This window comes from Rahnella bonaserana (assembly GCF_019049675.1).
Taxonomy (GTDB): domain Bacteria; phylum Pseudomonadota; class Gammaproteobacteria; order Enterobacterales; family Enterobacteriaceae; genus Rahnella; species Rahnella bonaserana.
Genome location: NZ_JAFMOW010000066.1, coordinates 237,769 through 253,579, shown reverse-complemented (window position 1 = coordinate 253,579; position 15,811 = coordinate 237,769). Strand labels below are relative to the sequence as shown.

General features: G+C 52.8%; 14 protein-coding genes and 6 tRNA genes. 11 read left to right on the top strand and 9 right to left on the bottom strand.

The window, feature by feature from the left end; translation table 11 throughout:
• Positions 1–292 precede the first annotated feature (292 nt).
• Both mgrA and J1778_RS18695 read left to right on the top strand, forming a co-directional pair.
• Positions 293–1,282 (top strand): L-glyceraldehyde 3-phosphate reductase, encoded by a 990-nt coding sequence (gene mgrA, locus J1778_RS18700; RefSeq protein WP_217174430.1) that lies wholly within the window; start codon positions 293–295, stop codon positions 1,280–1,282.
• Positions 1,283–1,441: 159 nt separating this feature from the next.
• On the top strand, positions 1,442–1,873 hold the full coding sequence (locus J1778_RS18695; RefSeq protein ID WP_217174429.1) for a DUF2502 domain-containing protein: 432 nt from the start codon (positions 1,442–1,444) through the stop codon (positions 1,871–1,873).
• Positions 1,874–1,948: 75 nt separating this feature from the next.
• Here J1778_RS18695 and J1778_RS18690 read toward each other — a convergent pair whose 3' ends face one another.
• Positions 1,949–3,178: an Nramp family divalent metal transporter gene (locus J1778_RS18690; RefSeq protein ID WP_112290734.1), complete on the bottom strand. Its 1,230-nt coding sequence runs from the start codon at positions 3,176–3,178 to the stop codon at positions 1,949–1,951.
• Positions 3,179–3,594: 416 nt separating this feature from the next.
• Here J1778_RS18690 and J1778_RS18685 point away from each other — a divergent pair, with 416 nt between their 5' ends.
• Positions 3,595–4,782, top strand: coding sequence for a NupC/NupG family nucleoside CNT transporter (locus J1778_RS18685; protein WP_217174428.1), 1,188 nt, complete (start codon positions 3,595–3,597; stop codon positions 4,780–4,782).
• Between the two features lie 145 nt (positions 4,783–4,927).
• On the opposite strand, the gene J1778_RS18680 is transcribed toward J1778_RS18685, so the two are convergent.
• Together J1778_RS18680 and J1778_RS18675 are read right to left on the bottom strand one after the other, a co-directional pair.
• Positions 4,928–5,003 (bottom strand) — tRNA-Ala (locus tag J1778_RS18680).
• A 72-nt stretch (positions 5,004–5,075) separates the two neighbouring features.
• Positions 5,076–5,151: transfer RNA gene (locus tag J1778_RS18675), tRNA-Ala, on the bottom strand.
• Positions 5,152–5,504: 353 nt separating this feature from the next.
• Between J1778_RS18675 and J1778_RS18670 the strand changes: the two genes are divergently transcribed.
• Positions 5,505–6,296, top strand: coding sequence for a formate/nitrite transporter family protein (locus tag J1778_RS18670; RefSeq protein ID WP_113876956.1), 792 nt, complete (start codon positions 5,505–5,507; stop codon positions 6,294–6,296).
• Between the two features lie 89 nt (positions 6,297–6,385).
• Here the strand turns inward: J1778_RS18670 and gltX are convergent, their stop codons facing one another.
• Positions 6,386–7,804 (bottom strand): glutamate--tRNA ligase, encoded by a 1,419-nt coding sequence (gene gltX, locus J1778_RS18665; protein ID WP_217174427.1) that lies wholly within the window; start codon positions 7,802–7,804, stop codon positions 6,386–6,388.
• 263 nt (positions 7,805–8,067) lie between these two features.
• Between gltX and J1778_RS18660 the strand changes: the two genes are divergently transcribed.
• From J1778_RS18660 to J1778_RS18645, 4 genes are all read left to right on the top strand, one after another.
• Positions 8,068–8,143 (top strand) — tRNA-Val (locus tag J1778_RS18660).
• 46 nt (positions 8,144–8,189) lie between these two features.
• Positions 8,190–8,265, top strand: a tRNA-Val gene (locus J1778_RS18655).
• A gap of 43 nt (positions 8,266–8,308) precedes the next feature.
• A tRNA-Val gene (locus tag J1778_RS18650) sits at positions 8,309–8,384 on the top strand.
• Between the two features lie 7 nt (positions 8,385–8,391).
• Positions 8,392–8,467, top strand: a tRNA-Lys gene (locus J1778_RS18645).
• Positions 8,468–8,571: 104 nt separating this feature from the next.
• Here J1778_RS18645 and eutC read toward each other — a convergent pair.
• From eutC to eat, 3 genes are read right to left on the bottom strand one after another with little or no spacing between them, the layout of a single operon-like run.
• Positions 8,572–9,381, bottom strand: coding sequence for an ethanolamine ammonia-lyase subunit EutC (eutC, locus tag J1778_RS18640; protein WP_217174426.1), 810 nt, complete (start codon positions 9,379–9,381; stop codon positions 8,572–8,574).
• A gap of 11 nt (positions 9,382–9,392) precedes the next feature.
• Positions 9,393–10,775, bottom strand: coding sequence for an ethanolamine ammonia-lyase subunit EutB (locus J1778_RS18635; RefSeq protein ID WP_217174425.1), 1,383 nt, complete (start codon positions 10,773–10,775; stop codon positions 9,393–9,395).
• Positions 10,776–10,796: 21 nt separating this feature from the next.
• The gene (gene eat / locus J1778_RS18630) at positions 10,797–12,206 is read right to left on the bottom strand and encodes an ethanolamine permease (RefSeq protein ID WP_217174424.1); all 1,410 of its coding nucleotides are present in this window, start codon (positions 12,204–12,206) and stop codon (positions 10,797–10,799) included.
• A gap of 223 nt (positions 12,207–12,429) precedes the next feature.
• On the opposite strand from eat, the gene J1778_RS18625 reads away from it, so the two are divergent.
• Both J1778_RS18625 and J1778_RS18620 read left to right on the top strand, forming a co-directional pair.
• Positions 12,430–13,008, top strand: coding sequence for a nucleotidyltransferase family protein (locus J1778_RS18625; protein ID WP_420804090.1), 579 nt, complete (start codon positions 12,430–12,432; stop codon positions 13,006–13,008).
• A gap of 98 nt (positions 13,009–13,106) precedes the next feature.
• Positions 13,107–13,448, top strand: coding sequence for a FlxA-like family protein (locus J1778_RS18620; RefSeq protein WP_217174423.1), 342 nt, complete (start codon positions 13,107–13,109; stop codon positions 13,446–13,448).
• Between the two features lie 26 nt (positions 13,449–13,474).
• On the opposite strand, the gene J1778_RS18615 is transcribed toward J1778_RS18620, so the two are convergent.
• The gene (locus J1778_RS18615; RefSeq protein ID WP_217174422.1) at positions 13,475–14,401 is read right to left on the bottom strand and encodes a LysR family transcriptional regulator; all 927 of its coding nucleotides are present in this window, start codon (positions 14,399–14,401) and stop codon (positions 13,475–13,477) included.
• A gap of 96 nt (positions 14,402–14,497) precedes the next feature.
• Here J1778_RS18615 and J1778_RS18610 point away from each other — a divergent pair, with 96 nt between their 5' ends.
• Positions 14,498–15,487: a bile acid:sodium symporter family protein gene (locus J1778_RS18610; RefSeq protein ID WP_217174421.1), complete on the top strand. Its 990-nt coding sequence runs from the start codon at positions 14,498–14,500 to the stop codon at positions 15,485–15,487.
• Between the two features lie 80 nt (positions 15,488–15,567).
• Here J1778_RS18610 and J1778_RS18605 read toward each other — a convergent pair whose 3' ends face one another.
• The gene (locus J1778_RS18605) at positions 15,568–15,810 is read right to left on the bottom strand and encodes a DUF3820 family protein (RefSeq protein ID WP_217174420.1); all 243 of its coding nucleotides are present in this window, start codon (positions 15,808–15,810) and stop codon (positions 15,568–15,570) included.
• Position 15,811 lies beyond the last annotated feature (1 nt).

Below are 15,811 nucleotides of genomic sequence, written 5' to 3'. Positions count from 1 at the left end.
CCCACTAACTGAAGTATTACTCTAATTCGGAAAATAGGATATTTATTATCCGAAACAGGTGATGGAAACGCAGAGTTACAGCCCTGCACCGGATTAACGCAGGGCATTTTATTCAGCAGTTATGGTAATACGCAGGAAGAATAGTCACGGTTATCAACCGCCCTGGTCTTAAGGATTGTTCCGTATGTGATCTGAATAGCTGGAAATGCTTGTGAAAGCGCATACACTAAAATCGTTTTTTTATGACATTTATAACCTTCTGTTCACTCCTGAATTTATTATAAGGACTCACATGGTGTATCAAGCCAGTCCAACTCGTTACGAAAATATGGAATACCGTCGCTGCGGCCAGAGCGGTTTAAAACTGCCTGTCGTCTCACTCGGTCTGTGGCACAACTTCGGCGATAACGCCCATTTTGAGAATGGCCGGAAACTGATCCGCCATGCTTTCGACCACGGGATCACCCATTTCGACCTCGCCAATAACTACGGCCCGCCTCCGGGCTCTGCGGAACAGCATTTTGGCCGCATCCTGCAGGAAGATTTACTGCCTTATCGCGATGAGCTGATCATCTCTTCCAAAGCTGGTTACACCATGTGGGACGGCCCTTACGGTGACTGGGGCTCGAAAAAATATCTGGTCGCCAGTCTTAACCAGAGCCTGAAACGCATGGGTCTGGAGTACGTGGATATTTTCTATCATCACCGTCCTGATCCGGACACGCCGCTGGAAGAAACCATGGCAGCGCTGGATTTGATCGTGCGTCAGGGTAAAGCGCTGTACGTCGGTTTATCGAATTATCCGGCCGACCGCGCTAAAAAAGCCTTTGAAATCCTGAAAGATCTTGGTACACCGTGCCTGATTCATCAGCCAAAATACTCCATGTTTGAGCGCTGGGTGGAGGCCGATCTGCTGGATACGCTGGCGGATAATGGCGTGGGTTCTATCGCCTTTTCGCCACTGGCGGGCGGCGTACTGACGGACCGTTATCTGGCGGGCATTCCGCAAGATTCACGAGCTGCCAGCGACAGTAAATTCCTGACCACCGATCAGCTGACGGAAGAAAAGCTGGAGAAAGTGCGTAAGCTAAATGATATTGCGCAGGCGCGCGGTCAGAAACTTTCACAGATGGCGCTGGCCTGGGTTCTGCGCGGCGACCGCGTGACCTCCGTGCTGATTGGTGCCAGTAAAACCAGCCAGATTGATGATGCTGTGGGCATGATTGCCAACCGCCAGTTCAGCGCTGAAGAGCTGGCATCAATCGAAAGCATTCTGGTGTAAACGCTTACCTGAATGAGCAAAAAACGCGCCTTTATGGAGAGTGTGTAAGCTTTCCGTTAAGGCGCGTAAATCATTCAAAACAGGATTGTAAGCAATAGAACCCGAGTCCGCTTCACCTTATAACTGTCAGCATAAATTATAAGGAATCTGGGGCCGCTCATGTTAAAGCCAGTATTATTCGCCACATTGTTTTTTGCCCTGCTCCCTGCCGCGGTACCTGCCGTGCAGGCCAGCAGCTTTAGCCTGAATACGCCGGGCCTTTCTATCAATATCGGAGACCGTGATAACCGGGGTTATTACTGGGACGGCTACGACTGGCGTAATCCTGGCTGGTGGAATAGCTACCGCGGTCACCATTATGGTTATCGTGGGCCACGTGGTCATTACTGGGATGGTTACCGCTGGCGCGATCAGGGCTGGTGGGATCAGCGCCATCCGCCGCGTCGCCCGATGCCACCGCCGCACCGCTATCATGGAGATCACGGCCGCCCGCATTATGATCACGGACGCGGGCCGGATCGCGGTCACGGACACGACCGGGGTCGCGGTCATGATGATCATCATGGCTGGCATGGCGATCACCGTCATTAATCCAGCGAATGACAGAAACAAAAACGGGACAGCGCAAACTGTCCCGTTTTTTATTGCCCGACGTTGTTCAGGACACTATTTCAGCATGCCAATCAGCAGATAAAGGTTGAGGCTGACGACAATCAGCACAATCAGCCGTCCCGCCCACTGCACGGTTTTGGTGTTGACCATGTCGCCCATCAGGCTGCGATTACCGGTAAAGGCCAGCAGCGGCAACAGCGCCAGCGCAATCCCGAAACTCAGCAATACCTGACTCATCACCAGAATGCGCGTGGCGTCTAATCCCATCAAAATCACAATAAATGACGGCATCATGGTAACTGTGCGGCGCACCCACAGCGGAATGTAGAACTTCACGAAGCCCTGCATCACTACCTGACCAGCCAGCGTGCCCACAACGGTCGAAGACAAGCCTGCAGCGACCAGGCTCAGACCAAAAGTGGTCGCAGCTGCGTGACCGAGCAGCGGTTGCAGGGTGAGATAAGCTTCATCGAGTTCGCTGATGCCACTGTGTCCGCTGAAATGGAACGCGGCAGCAGCAGTTGCCATCATTGCCAGATTCACGAAACCCGCAATGGTCATGGCAATACCGACATCCAGCTTGGTGGCAGAATAACGCTGCGCTTTAGATGCCTTGCCGCCCCGCTGGGTCAGCGATGAGTGCAGATAAATGACGTGCGGCATGATGGTCGCACCGAGGACACCGGCGGCCAGATAGACAGAATCCGCCGTCGGCAGAGAGGGGATCAACATCCCTTTACCGAGTGCCATCATGCTTGGCTGCGAGAAGAACAATTCGACAATATAAGCCGCTGCGACAAACAACAGTAAACCGGCGATCACCAGTTCCAGCGGCTTTTGCCCGCGTTTTTGCAGCCCGAGGATAATAAAGGTGGCAATCCCGGTAAGCACTGCGCCTTGTAACAGCGAGACGCCGAGAAGCAATTTGAAGCCGATGGCGGCGCCAATGAATTCGGCCAGATCGGTGGCCATGGCGATGATTTCCGCCTGCACCCAATAAGCCCAGACGGCCGGGCGCGGGAAGCGGTCGCGAATATGTTCGGCGAGATTTTTACCGGTCGCAATACCGAGTTTGGCAGACAACAGCTGGATCAACATCGCCATGACGTTGGCCCAGACCACCACCCACAGCAACTGATAGCCATAAGAGGCACCGGCCTGAATATTAGTCGCAAAGTTGCCCGGATCGATGTAACCGATGGCGGCTATAAAAGCTGGCCCCATCAGTGAAAGCTTCATCTTTCTGGACGCGCGGCCTGAGGATTCGGCCCGGCTGTTCAGCATAGTTAGTTAACCCTTACAATGATTACGCTTACATCAATCATATCTAATTGATAATGATTATCAAGTGCATTTAGGATGATCTGAGTAATTACTCTGATAGGCAGTAGCAGTAAGCGAGAGGGTGATAACTGAAAGGTGAATCGCTCACCCGACTTCAGAAAGCCAGACGCAGCGCACTTTCCTAAAAAAGACATTTACAGGCCAGATTCAGAATGCATTACGGCACATGATAAAACTAGCACAGGAAAGCTAATTGTGCTTAGTTTTATTAACATCTTGATTTTTTGTGTGATAGGCCGCGATTTGTTGCAATTCGTGTTTGTAATTTCTATATTTGCAATCGACTTCACGTTTTAAATGTACGCGTTACATAAAATGTCCGTCGAAATATAGCCTGCCTCTAATTTGGAGCACCCATGTCCCGAATATTGCACTTTGTATTAGCGTTGGCCGTTGTCGCTGTACTCGCTTTACTGGTGAGCCGTGACCGGAAGAATATCCGTTTACGTTTCATTGTTCAGCTTTTGGTCATCGAAGTCTTATTAGCCTATTTCTTCCTGAACTCTTCAATAGGTTTAGGTTTTGTGAAAGGCTTCTCTGACTTGTTTGAGAAATTATTAGGATTCGCTGCGGAAGGGACCGGCTTCGTATTTGGAGGCATGAGCGATAAAGGATTAGCGTTCTTCTTCTTGAAAGTCTTGTGTCCGATCGTGTTTATCTCTGCACTGATCGGTATTTTACAGCACATTCGCGTACTGCCTTTCGTCATCCGTATTATCGGTACGGTTCTGTCGAAAATTAATGGCATGGGAAAACTGGAATCTTTCAACGCCATCAGTTCCCTGATTTTGGGTCAGTCAGAAAACTTTATCGCGTATAAAGATATTCTGAGCAAAATGTCTGAAAAACGTATGTACACCATGGCAGCCACCGCCATGTCGACGGTTTCTATGTCGATTGTGGGTGCGTACATGACCATGCTGGAACCGCGCTTTGTTGTTGCTGCGCTGGTGCTCAACATGTTCAGTACCTTCATCGTACTGTCGTTGATCAACCCTTATAAAGTTGATTCAGAAGAAGACCTGCAAATCGGTAACACGCACCAGGGTCAGAGTTTCTTTGAAATGCTGGGTGAATACATCCTGGCCGGTTTCAAAGTGGCTATCATCGTTGCAGCCATGTTGATTGGTTTCATCGCACTGATTTCCTGCCTGAATGCCTTGTTCGACGTCGTATTCGGCATCAGCTTCCAGGGCGTGCTGGGTTATGTCTTCTATCCATTCGCATGGATGATGGGCGTGCCGAGCCACGAAGCCTTGCAAGTCGGCAGCATCATGGCGACCAAACTGGTTTCCAATGAATTCGTTGCGATGTTGGACCTGCAGAAAGTTGCGACCGAACTGTCACCACGCGGCGTGGGCATCTTGTCCGTGTTCCTGGTGTCATTCGCAAACTTCTCTTCAATCGGTATCGTTGCCGGTGCTATCAAAGGCCTGAACGAACACCAGGGCAACGTGGTTTCACGCTTCGGCCTGAAACTGCTGTACGGCTCAACGTTGGTCAGCGTGTTGTCTGCTTCTATCGCGGGTCTGGTACTGGCGTAAGTAAGCAAACGACTGAAAGATAAAGAAACCCGCTTCGGCGGGTTTTTTTATGGCTGCAATTCGCAGAAGACGCAGCGTTAAGGACCAGGGGAAATAGCGGATCGCAGAAAGCAAAAAACCCGCCGAAGCGGGTTTCTTAAATATTTGGTGGAGATAAGCGGGATCGAACCGCTGACCTCTTGCATGCCATGCAAGCGCTCTCCCAGCTGAGCTATACCCCCACACGAGGTCGTACACATTTACTTTTTGTTTCCCCTGGTAAGGAAACAGCCAACTTGCTCTGGAAAGGAAGTTGGTGGAGATAAGCGGGATCGAACCGCTGACCTCTTGCATGCCATGCAAGCGCTCTCCCAGCTGAGCTATACCCCCAATTCATGCCCGTAAAAACGAGTGAACGGGGCGCATAATATGAAACGTCGCTACCCCTGTCAACGGCTAAATCTGTTTCTGAATTCAAGCGCTGAAAAAGCCGCCAAATACCCCATTTCGCAGGGAAAAATCTCCTGCCCTGACGGAAATTTTTGGTCCGATGCATTGTTTTACAATTTGGCCGCCAGGCCGCATTTTTCCTAGCTTTCTGATCTGCCTACGCATTTCGTTAACATCTATGTCTGAATGATTAATGGAATGTTAGCAGACTATGAAAATCGTCTTGTTTTGAGATAAATCTCAGAATAGACTGCTCGCGCTATAATCATAACTAACTACTTTCGAGCTATCCCATGTCCTTGTATTCACCTAAAGAAATCGCATCCATCGCTGTTACGGCGGGCGTTAATAAAAGCCACGCTTCCGTGTTGAATTTGTTAATTTTGGGCTTCCTGGCTGGTGCGTTCATCGCCACCGGGTTCCTTCTGGATCTGCACGTAATAGGGACGTTACCTGCATCCTGGGGTTCATTCAGTAACTTGCTGGGCGCGGCGGTGTTCCCCGTAGGCATCATTCTGACCGTTTTAGCAGGGGGAGAACTGCTGACCGGTAACATGATGACCTTGCCTATCGCCTGGTTCGCACGTCAGATCAGCCTTTACGCCGTTCTGCGTAACTGGTTCTGGGTCACCCTCGCTAACCTGCTGGGCAGCCTGGCCGTGGCCTATTTCTTCGGCCACGTTCTGGGGCTGACGGAAGGCGCCTTCCTGAGCAAAACCGTGGCCACCGCCACCGCGAAAGTGAACGCTGATTTCATGCACGCGTTTATTTCCGGTATCGGCTGTAACTGGCTGGTGTGTCTGGCGATCTGGCTGGCCTTCGCCAGTAAAGAAGTGGGCGGCAAAGTGATCGGCATGTGGTTCCCGGTCATGGCGTTCGTGGCTATTGGCTTCCAGCACGTAGTGGCGAATATGTTCATCGTGCCGGCGGCTATTTTTGCTGGTGCGCTGAGCTGGTCACAGTATTTCCCGAACTTCGTAGCCGTGTTCCTCGGTAACGCTGTCGGTGGCGCGGGTTTCGTCGGGTTGATGTACTTCCTCGCCTACCGCCCTACCGCTCAGGCACCAGCAACTGAACAACGTTAATTAAGACGTTTTCACGCGAGCGTTTCGCAGAAAGCAAAAAAGCCAGCCGGTTTCCCGGGCTGGCTTTTTTTATGATGATTTAACAGCGATTACTGTGCTTGTGTTTCGCGCTCAGCAATAAAAGCTAACGCCATATCGATACGCGCCAGCACACGGCTCTGGCCGATAGCGTGAACGGTCACGTCAACACCCGGAGACTGACCTGCGCCCGTTACCGCAACACGCAGTGGCATGCCGACTTTACCCATCCCGACTTCCAGCTCATCCGCCGTGCCCTGAATAGCGTGGTGAATATTTTCAGCGGTCCAGTCAGTAATAGCCGCCAGTTTGGCGCGAACAACTTCCAGCGGCTGACGAGCAACCGGACGTAAGTGTTTCTTCGCCGCATCGGCATCAAACTCTGCAAAGTCTTCGTAGAAGTAACGGCAGGACTCCGCCATTTCTTTCAGCGTTTTGCAGCGCTCGCCCAGCAGGGTCACGATTTCGAACAATTGCGGACCGTTACGGGTTTCGATTCCCGCCTGCTCCACATGCCACAACAAATGGGTCGCCACGTAATGCGGATCCATCGTGTTAATGTAGTGATGGTTCAGCCATTGCAGTTTTTCAGTGTTAAACGCACTGGCAGATTTGCTGACGTTCTCCAGTGAGAACAGCGCTTTCATTTCATCACGGCTGAAGATTTCCTGATCGCCATGAGACCAGCCCAGACGCACCAGATAGTTCAGCAGCGCTTCCGGCAGATAGCCGTCGTCGCGGTATTGCATTACGCCGACCGCGCCGTGGCGTTTGGACAGTTTTTTACCGTCGTCACCCAGAATCATGGAAACGTGCGCGTAAACCGGTACCGGTGCGCCCAGCGCTTTCAGGATGTTGATCTGACGCGGGGTGTTGTTGATATGGTCTTCGCCACGGATAACGTGAGTGATTTCCATATCCCAGTCATCAACTACAACACAGAAGTTATAAGTCGGGGAACCGTCGGTACGGCGGATGATCAGATCATCCAGCTCATCATTGCTGAATTCGATCGGGCCGCGGATCTGGTCGTCAAAGATGACTGAACCTTCCTGCGGGTTACGAAAACGCACCACACAAGGCTCATCCGCAGCGTGATGTTCGTGGCTGTTGCGGCAACGGCCGTCGTAACGAGGTTTCTCGTTATTGGCCATTTGTTCTTCACGCAGCGCTTCCAGACGTTCTTTAGAGCAATAGCATTTATACGCAGTGCCGTTTTCCAGCATCTCATCAATAACTGCATTGTAGCGGTCAAAACGTTTGGTCTGGAAATACGGGCCTTCATCCCAGTCCAGATTCAGCCAGTTCATGCCATCCATAATCGCGTCGATTGCTTCCTGGGTGGAACGCTCGAGATCGGTATCTTCGATACGCAGCACAAACTCACCGCCAAGGTTGCGGGCAAAGAGCCAGGAATAAAGCGCGGTACGGGCGCCACCGACGTGCAGATAGCCGGTCGGGCTTGGGGCAAAACGGGTTTTGATTTTCATCTGGGTGCAACCTTAATAACGCAACGCCGAAAAACGTCGCTATCAATTAACAAAAAGTGGCTGACATTCTACCACTCTGCCCTGATTCCTCAACGCACAACCACGGGCAGTCGTATGGTTTAAGGCCATGAATGCGTAAAGAATCGACTACGCGGGCGAGAAACGCGTCATGTTGTCTAAAAATAAGCCGAACGATCATTTTTGTTTTTAAAAAGCGTTGACGTAATTTCAAGTATCCCTATAATGCGACTCCATCACGACGGGGGCGATTAGCTCAGTTGGTAGAGCATCTCCTTTACACGGAGGGGGTCGGCGGTTCGAGCCCGTCATCGCCCACCACTCTTTAAGAGTGCCGCGTTGTGATAAGTAGGAAGAATTGAGAAATGGGCGATTAGCTCAGTTGGTAGAGCATCTCCTTTACACGGAGGGGGTCGGCGGTTCGAGCCCGTCATCGCCCACCATTTCTCAGCAAGTTTCTTCTTACATGGGGAAGTACCCAGAAGTGGGCGATTAGCTCAGTTGGTAGAGCATCTCCTTTACACGGAGGGGGTCGGCGGTTCGAGCCCGTCATCGCCCACCACTTCTGCGGGCCGTTAGCTCAGTTGGTAGAGCAGTTGACTTTTAATCAATTGGTCGCTGGTTCGAATCCAGCACGGCCCACCAATTCAGAGAAAAGCGCCTTTAGGCGCTTTTTTCGTATCTGTACTCCGGAGAAAATCCGTGATGGAGGCGAACCAGCTGCTGGTTCAATTTTAATCCCCCTCCCCCTATTCCAGCTTAAACATCGGCACGACTTTATTGTGCAGCGCCGGGTTATCGCTTTCATCCTTCAGATTTACCCCCGACAATTTGCGCTGAAAAGATTGTTCGAGCAGCCACGCCAGCTTAAAAGCCGCCTGCGGATAGTTCAGCCCTTCCGGACGTACATTCGAAATACAATTTCGTTCTGATTCCAGCCTTTTGGTATGCGGCCCCCAGGTCATGTAAATCCCCAGACTGTCGGGAGATGACAATCCCGGACGCTCGCCGATCAAAATTGCCACTGCTCTGGCTTTCATCGCCTGCGCAATATCATCGCCCAGCGCAACCCGCGACTGATGCGCCAGCACAACCGGTCCTGATTTGAGCTCCAGCGTGCGCAGATAGGGCAATAACGCCGCAATCAGCGGCACCGCCTGCCGGTGTACCGCTTTCGATGACAAACCGTCGGCGATGACCAGCACGACGTCAGCAGGCTCCGCCGTCAGACGCTGCAATGCCTGACGGCTTTGTTCAGATAATTTACGCCCGAGATCGGGACGGCACAGATAAGTAGCCCTGTCGGGTGCCGCGCTGGCGACGGTCAATGTTTCCAGCCCGAGCGCGAATAATTCAGGCTCAAGCGACTGACTGTCGAAAGGCTGATGCACCGCATCACGCGCCTGCGCATGGGCCAGACCAAAGCGCAACAGTTCGTCCGTCGGCAGACTCGAACCGGTGCGTCCCAGCGCGATACGTGCGGCGGTGAACTGACGCAACGTCTCCCACGGGTTGTTATGCACCAGAGGCAACAGCTCCTGCCCTTTTTCTTTATTCATCAGTACAGACCTCAGCTCAGTTGCGGCAACTGACGCAGTAACGGATGGGACGCCCGGGTGTCCTGCAATGCGCCCTGCGGATCGATTATTTTCATTTTCTCCAGCCAGACGGCAAATTCCGGCGCATGTTTCAGCCCGAGTAGTTCACGGATGTACAACGCGTCATGGAAAGACGTGCTCTGATAATTGAGCATGATGTCATCTGCGCCCGGTACGCCAATCAGGAACGTCAGTCCGGCGGTGCCGAGCAGCGTCAGCAAAGTGTCCATATCATCCTGATCGGCTTCAGCGTGATTGGTATAGCAAACATCACAACCCAGCGGCACGCCAAGTAATTTGCCGCAGAAATGATCTTCCAGTCCGGCGCGGATGATTTGTTTACCGTCATACAAATATTCCGGGCCGATAAAACCGACCACGGTGTTGATCAGCAGCGGCGAAAAATGCCGTGCGATGGCATACGCGCGCGCCTCACAGGTTTGCTGATCGACCCCGAAATGCGCATTCGCGGATAAACAACTGCCCTGCCCGGTTTCGAAATACATGACATTGTCGCCCAGCGTGCCGCGTTTCAGGCTGAGAGCCGCCTGCTGCGCTTCCGCCAGTAAAGCCAGATTGATACCAAAACCGCTGTTCGCCGCCTCGGTACCTGCAATCGACTGAAACACCAGATCCACCGGCGCGCCACGTTCCACCAGTTTGATGGTGTTGGTGACATGCGTCAGCACACAGGACTGCGTGGGGATGTCAAAGCGCGTGATGATGTCATCAAGCATGTAATTCAGGTTTTCCAGCAACGGCAGACTGTCGCTGGCGGGATTAATACCGATCACCGCATCGCCGGAGCCGTACAGCAAGCCGTCGAGCATACTGGCGGCAATCCCCTGCAAATTATCCGTCGGATGATTCGGTTGCAGGCGCACGCTCATGTGGCCTGGCAGCCCGATGGTGTTGCGGAATTTAGTGATCACCCGGCATTTTTTCGCCACCAGGATCAGATCCTGATTGCGCATCAGCTTGCTGACCGCCGCCGCCATTTCCGGGGTGATCCCACGGGCAACCGCCGCCAGTACACCACTGTCGGTTTTTTCACTCAGCAGCCAGTCGCGAAAATCCCCGACGGTCAGATGCGAAATCGCGGCAAACGCCGCGACATCGTGGGTATCAATAATCAGCCGGGTGACCTCATCTTCCTCATAAGGCACCAGCAACTGTTGCAGGAACGTTTTGAGCGGCACATCGGCCAGCGCCATTTTTGCCGCCATGCGTTCCTCCGCGCTGGCGGCAGCCACTTCAGCCAGATAGTCTCCCGACCGTGCGGGCGACGCCTTTGCCATCAGTTCGCGCAAATCCTTAAACTGATAACTGCGGTGACTTAATGTCGTCTGAAACATAACACTCCTTAGCTGGCCGGGTTATTTACCACTTTTTGCAGGCAACGGTCGCAGACCACGTAATTGCAAATCTTCTGCGGCATCCGTCCGTGCCTGATGGGTGAGGCGAAACCACGCATAAGCCAGCAGCATCATGGCGGCGAAGATCAGAAACAGTAAGGTGTTGTAGTAAATCATAGCTATCAGGCAGACCACCGCCAGCACCAGCGCCAGTGCAGGCGCAAAAGGATAGAGTGGCGCACGGAACGGACGGATAAGATTGGGTTCACTGCGGCGCAATTTGAACAGTGCCGCCATCGAAATGATGTACATCACTATCGCGCCGAACACTGACATAGTGACGATATTCGCCGTCAGAGGTTGTCCGCCGATCACGATCAATGAATCGGAGAAAATCGCCGCAATGCCCACCACGCCTCCCGCAATAATACCCAGATGTGGCGTCTGGAAGCGGGCGTTGACGCTGGCCAGTCGCTTGGGCAAATATCCGGCGCGTGCCAGTGCAAAAATCTGCCGCGAATAGCCCATGATAATGCCGTGGAATGAGGCAATCAGGCCGAACAACCCCAGCCAGACCAGCATATGCAACCAGCCGCTGTTACTGCCAACAATCAGTTTCATCGCCTGCGGTAACGGGTCGTTAATGTTCGATAATTTGGTCCAGTCGCCCACACCGCCGGCAAATAACATGACGCCCAGCGCCAGAACGGTGAGGGTCAGAATGCCGCCGATAAAGGCTTTCGGAATGGTACGCTGCGGATCTTTCGCCTCTTCAGCCGCCATCGATGCGCCCTCAATCGCCAGAAAGAACCAGATGGCAAAGGGAATGGCGGCAAAAATGCCGGAAAACGCCGCCGGGCTGAAGGTATCGCTACCCGCCCACCCGCCGTGAATAAAGTTCGACATTTCAAAGCCCGGTGCCACCACGCCCATAAAGACTAACAATTCAAAAATCGCCAGCAATGTGACCAGCAGTTCGAAAGTCGCAGCAATACTGACACCCAGAATGTTCAGTACCATAAACACCAGATACGCGCCGACAGCCACCCATTTCGGTTCAATGGACGGGAACTGCACGTTGAGATACGCCCCGATCGCCATAGCAATCGCAGGCGGTGCAAACACGAATTCCACCAGCGTGGCAAATCCCGCGACAAATCCGCCTGTTGGCCCGAACGCCCGGTAAGCATAAGCGAAAGGCCCGCCCGCGTGAGGAATCGACGTGGTGAGTTCAGTGAAACTGAAAATAAACGCGCAATACATCGCGGCGATCACCAGCGCGGTGATCAGAAAGCCGAGTGTGCCAGCCTGCGCCCAGCCATAGCTCCAGCCAAAATACTCGCCGGAGATGACCAGCCCGACGGCAATACCCCAGAGTTTAAAACTGCCCAGCGTACGTTTTAAAACCGGTGTGACTTTTGTGGTTTGCATAAATGATCCCCTGCCCGGTGATAATGCAATAGTGTCAGGCAGAGTGTTGCAAAGGTTGTACCACTTAAGAAACCCATAGCCACCGCGGTCTGCCGCCGCATTCCCGAACGGTTTGCTTCATTTTGGCGCGAGCGCTGAGAGCGGCGAACCCGAAACGGTGCGTTGAAAAAACTTCACAAAATCGCGCTACAATCCGGGCATCGCCAAAAAAGGAGAACTGCACGTGATCAACCGGGAACAGCAAATCATCACCTGGCTCAGGGAAGAACCCTTGCACCTGCGGGCGCTGGTGCAGGCCAGCGAACTGGAGCTGAATGATGCCTGGCTGGCAGCGGGATTTGTCCGCAATCTGGTCTGGGACCGGCTGCACGGGTATGAAAATGCCACACCGCTTAATGATATCGACGTGGTGTATTTCAATCATGAGGATTGTTCTGTTGCTGCGGATGAACGTTACGAGCAGCTTCTGCTGGAGAAATCCCCTGATTTACCCTGGTCGGTAAAAAATCAGGCCCGCATGCATGAACGCCACGGGCATTCGCCTTATGCATCGAGCGCCGAAGCGATGAGTCACTGGGTCGAGGTGGAGACAGCCATCGGCGCAAGAATGAATGTTGCCGGACATATTGAGCTAAATGCCCCGCTCGGGCTTGATACGCTCTTTACCTTCACCATCACACCTAACCCACGCCATGCGATTGCCACCGTATTTGCAGAGCGTGTCAGCAGTAAAGGCTGGCTGGAACGCTGGCCGAAGCTCAGTGTGCAGGCCATGAACGAAAGAAAATCATTAAATCTGTAAGGAATATGAAAAGCAGGTAAAGCCTCACAGCGCGCCGCCGATACCAGTTAAGCACCCGTACGTGCAAAAAAATTTGATTCCTACAAAGTGAGGCTTTTATGACGACTATCAGCGCCACCAGCAGTTCGGTGAGCACGGCGTCCTCCAGTGACTCCGGCAGTTCCAGCCAGATTGCTCAGCTGACTAAACAGATTGCCAAACTGACTGAACAGGTGAAAAACCTGAGCAACTCAGGCGGCAGCTCTGAAGACGTTCAGCAGCAACAGGAACTTCTGCAACAGCAAATCGAGATGCTGCAGCAGCAGATTGCGCAAATCGAACAGCAGCAGGCCCAGAAGGCACTTCAGCAGCAGCAACAACAGCAAGCCGCTGCCGAAGCGAAAAAAGATGAAGGCGTTAATAAACCTTCGGACACCAACGCCATCGACATTTACGTGTAATAACGCCTGAAACAGCCGGCAAGACGTCAGGATCCCTGCACGCCCTGCTGGCTGCGTTTTTCACTCAGCACTAACGCCTGCTCTTTGACTACCTGCCAGATAGCCTGCGCCGCGGGCGATAAAGACCGGTTTTTACGTTTCACCAGCATCAGTACACGGTTGATTTCCGGCACCAGACTTTTAACCACCAGCTTGCTCCCTTCCGGCCCCGGCAACGCCAGCGCCGGGATAACGCTGATGCCAATTCCGGCTTCCACCATCGGGAATAACGTGGCCGGATGACCGATTTCCTGGACAATCTCCGCCTTCACTTTCTGCGCCTTTAGTGCGCCATCGATCAGGATCCGGCTGCCTGATGCGTAATCCTGAAGCACCAGTTTCTGACCGTTCAGCGCCTGCCATTTAACCTCCGGCAGCGCAGCCAGAGGATGATCTTCGCGGCACATCATCAGAAAGGGTTCATGCAAAATCGGTTCGCAATCCAGATCAGTATTCTCACCGGGATCAATCACAATCCCAAAATCTACTTCCGCATTTCTCACACTGTTAAGCACCAGTTGCTGAGGCTGGTCGCGCAGTAACACGCGGATATCAGGATATTGCAGTGCACCGCTGGCGATACATTGCGGCATGAGCTGTGCGGAAATAGTCTGGCTGGAAGCAATCCGTACGCGGCCATTGTGCTGCGTGCCGAAACTGCGGGTATCGAGCAGCATGGCGTGAAGTTCATCAAGCAGCGGTTCGACACGGTTCGCCAGCCGCAGACCGGCGTCAGTCAGCGCTACCTCACGCGTGGTTCGGTCCAGCAACCGCACGCCCATTTCGGTTTCCAGCTCTTTCATACTATGACTGACCGCCGACTGACTTAAACCAATAGCCTCACCAGCCCGGCTGAAGCTGCCGTAGCGCGAAACCGCCACAAATACGCGAAGTTGCCTGAGCGAATAATTCATGAATTTTCTGCATCAATGGATTAAATAAATCAATTTTTTAATTGTATCTCAAAGGCACAGAATAGCTGCATCAGAAACAACTATTCGAGACTTGTTATGCGCTTCTTACCCGATCGCTTTACCCTGACACTCATCGCCGTCGTGCTGCTGGCCACCTTCTTTCCAGCCAGCGGCATGTTTGTGGCGTTCTTCAATAATCTGACGATTTTCGCCATCGGCCTGCTGTTTTTCATGCACGGCGCCAAACTTTCCCGTGAAGCGATTTTTCAGGGCAGCAATAACTGGCGGCTGCACTTATGGGTGATGTTCAGCACCTTTATTTTATTCCCGATACTCGGCCTGCTGTTCCAGTGGTGGCATCCGGTAGATGTCAGCCCGCAGATTTACAGCGGCTTTGTCTATCTGTGCATTTTGCCTGCCACCGTGCAGTCGGCGATTGCGTTTACCTCACTGGCGGGCGGGAACGTTGCGGCAGCGGTATGCAGCGCATCAGCGTCAAGTCTGCTGGGGATATTTGTTTCGCCGCTGCTGGTCAGTTTGCTGATGCATGTTCAGGGCGAAACCGGCAATGGTCTGGCGCAGGTCGGACATATCGTGCTGCAACTTCTGGTGCCGTTCATCGCCGGACATTTGTTGCGTCCGGTGATCGGCGGCTTTGTAGAGCGTCACCGTAAAATGATCGGCAAGACTGACCAGACATCGATTCTGCTGGTGGTGTATTCCGCTTTCAGCGAAGCCGTTACACAGGGGATCTGGCATCAGGTGGGCATCGGTTCGCTGCTGTTTATCGTGGTATTCAGTCTGGTACTGCTGGCCTTTATTCTGGTGATTAACACGTACATGGCGCGCTGGATGGGCTTTAGCAAACCGGATGAAATCACCATTGTGTTCTGCGGTTCTAAGAAAAGCCTGGCAAACGGCATCCCGATGGCGAACATTCTGTTCCCGGTCAGCGCGATTGGCATGATGGTGCTGCCGCTGATGATTTTCCATCAGGTTCAGCTGATGACCTGCGCGGTTCTGGCGAAACGTTACCAGAAAAAACAACAGGAAGCGGCGCTGAAACAAGCGCCTGTCAGTGAATAACGCGAGTGGAACGACAGGCAGAAAAAAGGCGCTGAGTTCAGCGCCTTTATTTCAGAGCAGTGACCCGGCCAGAATAGCGTTTATTCGTCGGTACCGCTTAATCCGGGGCCATTGCGACGCAGCGGATTAATCAGACTCTGCAGCCCTTCCGTTTTAATCGCCAGCGTCAGCTGCATCAGTTCCCCCAGTTTCCCCTGCGGAAATTCGTCTTTACGCGCGAACCACAGCAAATATTCTTCCGGCAAGTCGATCAGAACCCGTCCTGCATATTTGCCGAACGGCATCACCATGTTGGCAATCTGGATCAAATCTTCTTTTTCCATG

Excerpts from the sequence above, each read along its gene's own strand:
- mgrA (WP_217174430.1), top strand. The coding sequence starts at position 293 with ATGGTGTATCAAGCCAGTCCAACTCGTTACGAAAATATGGAATACCGT.
- J1778_RS18695 (WP_217174429.1), top strand. The coding sequence starts at position 1,442 with ATGTTAAAGCCAGTATTATTCGCCACATTGTTTTTTGCCCTGCTCCCT.
- J1778_RS18690 (WP_112290734.1), bottom strand. The coding sequence starts at position 3,178 with ATGCTGAACAGCCGGGCCGAATCCTCAGGCCGCGCGTCCAGAAAGATG.
- J1778_RS18685 (WP_217174428.1), top strand. The coding sequence starts at position 3,595 with ATGTCCCGAATATTGCACTTTGTATTAGCGTTGGCCGTTGTCGCTGTA.
- J1778_RS18670 (WP_113876956.1), top strand. The coding sequence starts at position 5,505 with ATGTCCTTGTATTCACCTAAAGAAATCGCATCCATCGCTGTTACGGCG.
- gltX (WP_217174427.1), bottom strand. The coding sequence starts at position 7,804 with ATGAAAATCAAAACCCGTTTTGCCCCAAGCCCGACCGGCTATCTGCAC.
- eutC (WP_217174426.1), bottom strand. The coding sequence starts at position 9,381 with ATGAATAAAGAAAAAGGGCAGGAGCTGTTGCCTCTGGTGCATAACAAC.
- J1778_RS18635 (WP_217174425.1), bottom strand. The coding sequence starts at position 10,775 with ATGTTTCAGACGACATTAAGTCACCGCAGTTATCAGTTTAAGGATTTG.
- eat (WP_217174424.1), bottom strand. The coding sequence starts at position 12,206 with ATGCAAACCACAAAAGTCACACCGGTTTTAAAACGTACGCTGGGCAGT.
- J1778_RS18620 (WP_217174423.1), top strand. The coding sequence starts at position 13,107 with ATGACGACTATCAGCGCCACCAGCAGTTCGGTGAGCACGGCGTCCTCC.
- J1778_RS18615 (WP_217174422.1), bottom strand. The coding sequence starts at position 14,401 with ATGAATTATTCGCTCAGGCAACTTCGCGTATTTGTGGCGGTTTCGCGC.
- J1778_RS18610 (WP_217174421.1), top strand. The coding sequence starts at position 14,498 with ATGCGCTTCTTACCCGATCGCTTTACCCTGACACTCATCGCCGTCGTG.
- J1778_RS18605 (WP_217174420.1), bottom strand. The coding sequence starts at position 15,810 with ATGGAAAAAGAAGATTTGATCCAGATTGCCAACATGGTGATGCCGTTC.